Raw genomic sequence first — 8,844 nt, 5'->3', positions numbered from 1 at the left:
CATCACCGGCGTCCACCCGGGGCCGTATCGGCGGTCTTTATCGCGTACCAGGTGAATCGCCCCGCCTGCTCTCGCAGACGAGCCGAAGTCTCTCCCTCTAGCTCCTGGAGCAGGTCCCAGTCGTCAGGTGTCGCTACACGCTCGAACAAGTCGATAGGCGGGAAACGCGAAGGAATGATTCGGTAGCAAGGGCGCCAGCAGACAGGGGAGAGTGGGAACGTCACGCATGGCCACCACCTCGGGCCGCATACACCCACAGCACCTGGAGCAAGCGATAGAGATCGCTGTGGCCGAGAATGGCAGGCCGCGCTGGGTGCAGTTCCAGCGCTGGAGCGACGCCAATCCCGAGAAGCAGTGGCGGCTCCAGCCTTTTGGCGGCTATCTCGATGACTTCTAAAATTTCAAAGATTTCACCTTGCCCACTAAGGGCGAGGCGGGCAATCACTTCGGCACGGAGGCGTACTTTCCGTTCTTTAGGGTGAGGGTGGAGGAGGTAAGCTTTCCAGGAGCGTAGTGCTTCACCTTTCGTAGGGCTGCGTTGATTCCCGTCATGGGACAACTCCTGCTTCGGTGCTAGTCTGAAACGCAAAGACACATAACGACTCATCCGGACGCACAGGGACAGCCACATGGATAGGGAAGCCACCGAGATTCATACGACGCTTCAGCCGCATGACCGTCGAGTGCAGGTGATTCCCAGCGAACGATGCCTGCCGTTACCTCCGGCATTATCAAACTTCGCGAGCGCTGCTACCTTCCACGCTGGCCGGTATCGACCCAAAGCGGCCATGCTGATGCGTGCAGTTCACAAAATAAGTCAAAAGCTTAGATATGAGTAATATTTATTTTGAGAATTCTTGCCGATAGGTTTAAGTTATATTTTTATAAGGACGGTGCAGGGTAAATGGGAAGAATACAGCTACCAAAAGATGCACTCAAGAGGGTAAAGATCGGGCAAGCATTTGCAGAATACGACATTATTAGGACGGACCCTGAGCTCTTTGTTGCCACGCCGTCTACATTGAGCTCCCTAGACCCTGATGGACAAAGCTGTTTTTATATAGGGAGGCGCGGCGCAGGAAAAACTGCGATAACTTTTGAAGTTCAAAGAAAGTTTCCACGATGTATTCATATAATTCCTCAGATTTTTGACCTTCTTACGCTGCCCCTTGAACATGAAGAGTTTTTTGATACCCGTCAGAGGCCCTTTAAATCATTGATGCACGCAATGGAGCGAGCACTTGTTGATGAGATAATAAAAACATGGTCTGAAAATGGTATCTTCAGATTCAACAAATCTTATGATCACATTAGACGAGAAAGAGGTTTAATAGAAGATTGCGACTTTGACTCACGTGTACTAAATTTAACTGAAGAAATATTTGAAGCATATTCAAAAGAAAATGACAAGTTGTGGCTGCGTCAAATTAAAAGAAGTAAAGAAATCATTGAAGAGGCCAGTTCTGTTGCTACTAATGGCGCTTACGATTACATTATTTTGATTGATAGATTAGATGAATCTTGGGACGGCTCTGAGTCGGCAATAATTTGCCTCATGGCACTAATGCATGCTGCGGTTAGGCTAAGAGCCTCAACTGACTTTATAAGGCCTTACATATTCATTAGAGAGAATATCTATGACCGAATTAGATCATTAGATAACGAGTTCTCAAGGTTAGAAACTTCGTCAGTGTTCCTAGAGTGGTCAGAGAAAAAGCTTATTGAATTAGTTGAGAGAAGGTTGATAAGGCCATTTAATACAAAACCAAAGCTTGGAGGAGAGGCTTGGAGCTATTTTTTTGAAGAGGATGGTCAGGAATCAAGTTCTTCAAGGGTAATGAAGCTTTGTCAACACCGCCCAAGAGATGTATTGATGCTTTGCAGTTATGCTATAAACAATGCTGTTAATGCTGGGAATCCGAAAATAAACCACCAAGATCTAGATGATGCTTCAATAAGATATAGCACTAGCCGATTAAAGGATCTAGGGGATGAGTTTGCTGAAAACTATCCAAATATCAGCTTGGTCTTAGAGTATTTTTACGGACTGGGAAATCAGTTTACAGTTAATGCTATTGAGGATTTTATACAGAAAATTTTGATAAATGAATCCATATCTAAACACTGCAAGGACTGGCTGTTCGACCATACAACGCCGTATCGATTCATAGAGGTCTTGTACGGAATAGGTTTTCTTGGGATCAAAAGAAAAGACTATACTCAATATAAAGAATCTGGCAAAGACTCAAATGCAAAGCCAGCATTTGACAATAACACTATTTTTGAAGTTCATCCCGCTTATCAAGAAGCATTGAATTTAAGATCTGTTCTGATTTCAGATTTAAAAGACGAGACGATATTGAAAAATGAGGGCATATTGGAAGAGATTCCTGAAAGCTTCCAGCTTGATGATTACAAAATGACCTTAGAAGATGTCCTAAGTAAGTTAAGAAATCTTCCTGTTGGGAGGGATGGTGCAAAGGAATTTGAGGGAATAGTGGGGGACATCATTAAACTTTGCTTTTTCAGATCGCTAACCAATGTCCACGCATCTGAGCGGACGGCTGACAACACTACAGTTCGAGACTGGGTTGCCTCCAACAGGGCTACCGGTGGGTTCTGGGAGATGGTTAGAAATAAATATGGTGCTACTCAAGTTGTATGGGAGTGTAAGAATTACTTAGAATTGAAGGCTGACGATTTTCATCAGGTCCAATACTACTTGAATGACACATTTGGTCGGTTCGGTATCATTGTTTTTAGAGGTGATGAGGTAAAAGATTCTTACATGAGGCATGTTTCAAATGTTGCAAATAGAAATCAAGCCGGACTTATTATGGTTCTAACGCAAAAAGATATGGAGGTTTTTTTGCGGCAATCCATTAAAGGAGCGTTCAAAGAAAGCCATATACATGATAAACATGATTATTTCATCCGGAAGATATCCTGAATGCTGGTACGCATTCTTAGGTTGTAGGTTGATTATTTGCTTGAACAGCACTCGCCACTTTCCTATACTGACGGTTGCCTATGGCCGGAATAAGCGATTATATCCAATGTCATTTAGTTTGGATGGTCTTATAACGTTACTAAGCGGCCGTGCCGAGTCATAATTCTGGCACGCTTATTAGTATTGGTACTCAAGTGAAAATTGACAAAGAGGGAGGGGGGCATTAGCAATCGCTTTGATCGAGATGGCCAGCTTGATGTCCCGAATGGACTTGGTGGGGCTTTGGATAGTCCAGCCACTCGCATGGCTCAGGAGTTTCAAGACTCGCCTGCTGTTCAGATGGCGCGTGGCCTTCAAGCGTCCCCGTTGATGCGCATGGCTCGGGAGTTTCAAGACTCGCCTGCTGTTCAGATGGGGCGTGGCCTTCAAGCGTCCCCGTTGATGCGCATGGCTCGGGAGTTTCAAGACTCGCCTGCTGTTCAGATGGCGCGTGGCCTTCAAGAGTCTCCTGTCACGCGGGTGTTAAGTGGGTTGGAATTTTCCTCCCTTATGGGCGCACTGCCGCGTCTTACAGGGACGCCCTTCGATCCTGAACTCATACGCCAAGCTGTGGCTATCGTTCAACATGCCGAGTACCGACAGCAGACTGGACAAGAGGAAGTACCAGAGGAGCTTGCAGCCGTAGAGGAGGAGCTGAACCGCCTAGGCCAAGGCGGCCTTGATTTCTCCTCTCTCTCCGAAAGCGGGCGCAGCGCTCTAGCTTGGCTTTTTTATTGGATCGTTATGCCGTTCCTGATAAACATCGCGGCAGCGATGGCGCTGGAACGATTCAGTGAAAGAGCAGCCGTCAGCGAAGGTGTTACTTCGCCTCATGGTGCCAAGAAGCTTGCCCGGTGTAGCAATGAACTGGAGAGGGAGATATTCGCAGGGTGCCGTGTAGTGACGGGTGACGGACTGCGGCTTAGAGCTGGGCCGAGTATGAAAGCGGAAATCATGACGAACCTGCCGCTGGGAAAACTTATAGTGGTGTTGGATTCCTCCGAGCGGGCATGGCTACTTATAGAAGTCGACATTGAGGGTGATCGGATTGAGGGTTGGGTTGCTCGAAGGTACACCACGAAGTTCAGGTAGTTATTAGGCGAGTTCGGCGCATCCCGGCCACTTTCGTTTATCCTGTTTTACTTGCAGTTGATACCATTATGTCAGTGCACACTGAACGTCTGCTTCTGGCCGGATGCTGAACTTCAGGCTATGCTGATGAAGTTGATGCGAAGTTAAAGACTCCATTCAGCCATTGGGCCGATGGGCAGCGCAAGGAGATAGTACAATGTACGATGAAATCTCTGAACTCTATCATCTCGTCTATGAGGACTGGGAAGCAGCCATTCAAAAACAAGCGATGGCCTTGAATTCGTTGTTTCGGGATATGATCGGTACGGTGCCTCTCTCATTGCTAGACGTCTCTTGCGGTATCGGTACACAATCACTCGGATTAGCAGCCATGGGTTACAACGTCACGGGATCCGATCTCTCCCCTAGTGCGGTAGAAAGGGCGCGGCGAGAAGCACGACAGAGAGGTCTTGAAATCGACTTTTCCATAGCCGATATGAGGGAATGCAGCGCGATCCATTCGAACCAATTCGACATCGTGATCAGTATGGATAATTCCATTCCGCACCTACAAGGAGTAGAGGAAGTATCAAGAGCACTTCAAGGTTTCTATCAATGCCTCCGTCCTGGGGGTATCGCTGTGATCGGCATACGTGACTATCATCCCAACGAGGACCGAAAATCACCTCAGATGTGGCCATATGGTTTCCGAGAACATGGCGGCCATCGGTACTTCGTTTACCAAACGCGAGACTGGTATGGCGATTCCTATCGGGTTGCCATGTATTTCATCCGCGAGGCCGACCGCGGATGCGATGCACAGGTGACATCAGGCGTTTCGACCTACTATGCCATTAGCGTCGACCAAGTGATGTCTATCTTTACCGATATCGGCTTCGACGGAGTTCGACGAATTGATAATCTTGCGCACCAACCAGTCATAGTTGGTCGTCGGCCGGAGGCATGAGCGTCTGCTTTTGGCCGATAGCCGCTGTGCACCATATGGTCGTTTTCTTTACGCATGCTGACCGCTCCTCTAGGAGCCCTGGAGAGGCGATTTCGCGTAAAGAAATCGCGTAAAGATTTCTATGTGAAGAAAACTCCCATTAAGTTTCTATGGTGGTGCTCGCCGATTTCCTGCTCTTCCGCACAGTCAGGGCATCAGTCCGTTCGTCTCTACAAAAAAGCTCCGGGTGGTGCGCCAAGCTGCTCATGAAAGGCAGCGATAAAGGCAGATGGACTGTCGTAGCCACAAGCCAGAGCGGCATCGGTGACCCGCTCGCCGCGCTCCAGAAGAGGCAATGCCGCCATGACACGACAACGCTTTCGCCATTGCCGAAAGCTCAGCCCCGTCTGAGCGAGAAACCAGCGGCTAAGCGTGCGCCCCGAAACGTCGAAGTGCTCAGCATGTGCCTCCAGCCCAGTGCGATCATCGGGGTGCGCCTGGAGATGACGGCAAAGCGCTTGAAGCCGGGGATCTTCTGGCCAAGGCAGCATGATGCCTGCTTCTTCGGCTTCTGCTAGCCGATCGATTAGCACCGCTGCCAATCGCCCATCCGCCCCTGCCACGTCATAGTGCTCGGGTAGAAGGCTAAAGGCCTGGATCAACTCTCGTAGCAGCGCGTCTATGGAAGAACGCAGCTCTTCTTCCCTCGAGTCGGCAGCACCTCAGGCACCACGTAAAGGCTGCGGATAACGGTGCCCGGAGAACAGTACACCGCATGGCGCACACCCGCAGGCACCCAGGCCGCCTGACCTGGAGGAGCCAGGAAATGCCCGCGCTCGGTCTCGATCCGCAAAGTACCGCGAAGGGCATGGGAGAGCTGAGCCCAGGGATGGCAGTGAGGCTGTCCGATTGCGTGGTTGGGAAGCGAGAGCTCGCTGCCATACAGAGGTCTTGGCAGCCGCGTTAGGGCACTCAGCGACTCAAGCATGTCCGTTTCGCGATGTTTCACTTCCGATTGCCGAAAAATCCCCTGAAGGAGCCAGGATAATATTTGGTAGAAAACCTTTCCACTCAGGAGCGATGTCGTGCTGAGAGTTCTCAAGGCGAATCTGGACGCCTTTACCCTGTTCCTGACCGCAGTGGTCCTAGTCGCCAGTCTGTTGCCCGCCCGAGGCGCCGCTGCCAGCGGTTTTGAGCTCCTTACCATGGCGGCTATCGCCCTGCTGTTTTTTCTTCATGGCGCGAAGCTTTCCCGGCAGGCAATCATTGCCGGGGCAACCCACTGGCGGCTTCATCTGCTGATCTTTGTGTTTACCTTTGGCGTCTTTCCGCTGATCGGTGTGATACTGCGTCCTCTACTGACGCCAATGCTGGGTGAATCGCTAACCCTGGGGATGCTCTATCTGTGCGTTCTGCCTGGTACCGTGCAATCTGCCATCGCTTTCACGTCGCTCGCTCGCGGTAATATCCCTGCGGCAATCTGCAGTGCCTCTTCTTCCAGCTTAATTGGGATTTTTCTCACCCCATTGCTCCTGATGTGGAACTTGGATACTCAAGGTGCGAGAGACAATTTTGCCTTTATTGATGCCGTGGGCAAGATAAGTCTTCAGTTACTGCTGCCGTTTCTGGCAGGCCATCTGGCACGTCCGCTGATCGGAACCTGGGTGGCAAGCAACCGGCACTGGCTCACTTGGGTGGATCAAGGGTCCATCCTGCTGGTGGTTTACACCGCCTTTAGTGCTTCAGTCGTTGCCGGCTTGTGGGGCAACATATCACTGAGTGAATTACTGACGCTGACGCTTGTCTGCTGCGCGCTGCTTGCAATGGTGCTGTGGCTGACTGCTAGACTGGCTCGGCTGCTGCGCTTCTCCCGCGAGGACGAAGTGACCATCGTGTTCTGTGCCTCCAAGAAAAGCATGGCTACGGGCGTGCCAATGGCCCAAGTCCTGTTCCCTGGAGCTGCATTGGGACCGATGTTGCTTCCGCTGCTGGTTTTCCATCAGATTCAGCTGATGGCGTGTGCTGTGTTGGCCCGGCGCTATCGTGAGGCTGTTGCTGATGCTTCCCGTGATCGCCCAGGCGGGATAGAAATTGCGCGGTAGGCTTGGCGGTTTGGCTTAAAAGAAAAATCATCGTTGAATCATAACCGATTTTCAGCTGCCTTTAATGTCCGGGATAGCACTTCCCCTTGTCGGGTGTGCAGGGGACTTTCATTCCGTGTAACTCCCAGGCACCACCTTCGGGAACAGCGCCAGTCAGGCGCTGCGCGCCATGCCTGGCGCACAAAGCAAATATGGCCGCCTAGAGGCGGCCATACTGATGAGGGTTATACGTCCCAGTCGAGATTCTTTTTCTGTTTCTTTTCCTTGCGCTTCTCCTTGAGCGTCTTCTGGGGAGCCTTCTTGGGCTTTTCCTTACTCATGTGATCACTCCTTCTGTACAGGTATCGGCAAAATGCCGCCTTTGCCGGTAAGCTTCAAGGCTGGATTATCCAGCATGCGCGGCAATAGAAGAACGTATCAGCGGCGCACATCGAGCACGCGAAGCTTGCGCTCCATTCCGAGAATCCGGACGCCTACTACCTCCTTCTCGGCAGATGAAAGCAGGGCAGACCCCAGTGGAGAAAAGATGGAAACCAGCCCCGCCGAAGGGTTGGCTTCAGCTGGTTTAGTGAGGGTGATGGCCTGGAGCTTTCCCGAAGAGAGATCTAGATATCTGATCGTGCAGTTGATGGCCGCCCGTGGCAGATCGGTTTCGGTGCCGGTCGCCAGATCCTCCATGCGGCTGATGACGCTGGCATAGTCGATGGGTCGCCCACGGAAGAAGAAGGGATGGCGTATTCCATTGGTGAAGAGGTAGTCAATGCATCCTGTTTTTTCCAGGATATAATGTCTGCGAGCCAATTGCATGCCTCACAAAAATATTAGCGGGATTAAGCAGTTTCTATGCTGTTGAACTTCAAGGTATACAAGACCATACCCCAGAAAAAATAAAAAGCAAGTGGACTACAAATTCACTCCTTGCGACGGTGATATTGTGCTCCAATGGGGATCGGAGTAGGTGTGCATGGCGTTCCTCTCACCACATACTGGCGACTGGCCTGCTGGGCGATATCGCGGCGCAGGGCATGATGATCGTGGAGGTTCTCGTAACCCTGGCCCGAGCGTCATCGAGGCGGGCGCGATGGTGCGGGTCAGCCAGCCGTCACTGCTTTCTGCTCATAAGCATCCGTGCCGGTTTTTCTTGCCTGCAGCTCAATAAAGAAGGCCCGACTTCAGCGAAGCCGGGCCCTCTCAGCACTGCGTTCCTTGCTTCCTCCGCAGGCGTCCTGCCTGCGCCTCCTTGGTACGTGAGCCATCCCTGTGCCCGATCTTCCATGCTTGAGCTTTCCTTGCTCCAGGAAGCCTCATCGTACGCCAACCCTACGGTTTAACAAGTAACCTATGTGATCCGCACATGTAAGGAATTGCCGATACTGCTTGTCGCTCTTTCTTACAAAAGCGAGAAAGAGGCACATCGGGTGCTCCACCAAAGCCGGAAATTCAAGATTAAGGCACTTAACATTTCCGGCTCGTTCATGTAGAGGGCTCTCCTCAGCGCCTTGGCGTCTGACCTTGGCAAAGCCCTCATGCGTGGGCCACCATGTAAAGAAAACCAAGGTTTGTTTACGAGGGGACGCACCTACCCAACACAGTGGTGATTCCGACGGAATGGTCCGCTTATGGCCGAAAGCCATCACTCACCATCGGAGCTATCGCCTGTTCACATGCGGTGATTCTCTAGCAGGAAGTCCATGAACAATCGCACCCGCGCCGGCATCGCCGAGCCACCCACGAAC

General features: G+C 51.1%; 6 protein-coding genes and 1 pseudogene. 5 read left to right on the top strand and 2 right to left on the bottom strand.

Features of this window, described 5'->3' with window-relative positions; all coding sequences use genetic code 11:
* The first annotated feature begins 211 nt into the window (after positions 1-211).
* From QPM17_RS22990 to QPM17_RS22975, 4 genes are all read left to right on the top strand, one after another.
* Entirely contained in the window at positions 212-397 is a 186-nt protein-coding gene (locus tag QPM17_RS22990; protein WP_285394082.1) for a hypothetical protein, read from the top strand.
* Between the two features lie 507 nt (positions 398-904).
* Positions 905-2,950 (top strand): P-loop ATPase, Sll1717 family, encoded by a 2,046-nt coding sequence (locus tag QPM17_RS22985; protein WP_285394081.1) that lies wholly within the window; start codon positions 905-907, stop codon positions 2,948-2,950.
* 549 nt (positions 2,951-3,499) lie between these two features.
* A complete protein-coding gene (locus tag QPM17_RS22980; protein ID WP_285394080.1) occupies positions 3,500-4,081 on the top strand; it encodes an SH3 domain-containing protein in 582 nt (193 codons plus the stop codon).
* A gap of 196 nt (positions 4,082-4,277) precedes the next feature.
* Entirely contained in the window at positions 4,278-5,027 is a 750-nt protein-coding gene (locus QPM17_RS22975; RefSeq protein ID WP_285394079.1) for a class I SAM-dependent methyltransferase, read from the top strand.
* A 209-nt stretch (positions 5,028-5,236) separates the two neighbouring features.
* Here the strand turns inward: QPM17_RS22975 and QPM17_RS22970 are convergent.
* Positions 5,237-5,994, bottom strand: a pseudogene (locus QPM17_RS22970) (AraC family ligand binding domain-containing protein).
* A 100-nt stretch (positions 5,995-6,094) separates the two neighbouring features.
* On the opposite strand from QPM17_RS22970, the gene QPM17_RS22965 reads away from it, so the two are divergent.
* On the top strand, positions 6,095-7,108 hold the full coding sequence (locus tag QPM17_RS22965) for a bile acid:sodium symporter family protein (protein ID WP_285394083.1): 1,014 nt from the start codon (positions 6,095-6,097) through the stop codon (positions 7,106-7,108).
* A gap of 417 nt (positions 7,109-7,525) precedes the next feature.
* Here the strand turns inward: QPM17_RS22965 and QPM17_RS22960 are convergent, their stop codons facing one another.
* Positions 7,526-7,909 carry a GreA/GreB family elongation factor gene (locus tag QPM17_RS22960; protein ID WP_285394078.1) on the bottom strand — a complete coding sequence of 128 codons (384 nt, stop codon included), beginning with the start codon at positions 7,907-7,909 and terminating at the stop codon, positions 7,526-7,528.
* Between the last annotated feature and the right edge of the window lie 935 nt (positions 7,910-8,844).

The organism is Marinobacter azerbaijanicus (assembly GCF_030250645.1).
Taxonomy (GTDB): domain Bacteria; phylum Pseudomonadota; class Gammaproteobacteria; order Pseudomonadales; family Oleiphilaceae; genus Marinobacter; species Marinobacter azerbaijanicus.
Note: the sequence above shows the minus strand (reverse complement) of the source record. Positions and strands in the feature narration are given on the sequence as shown.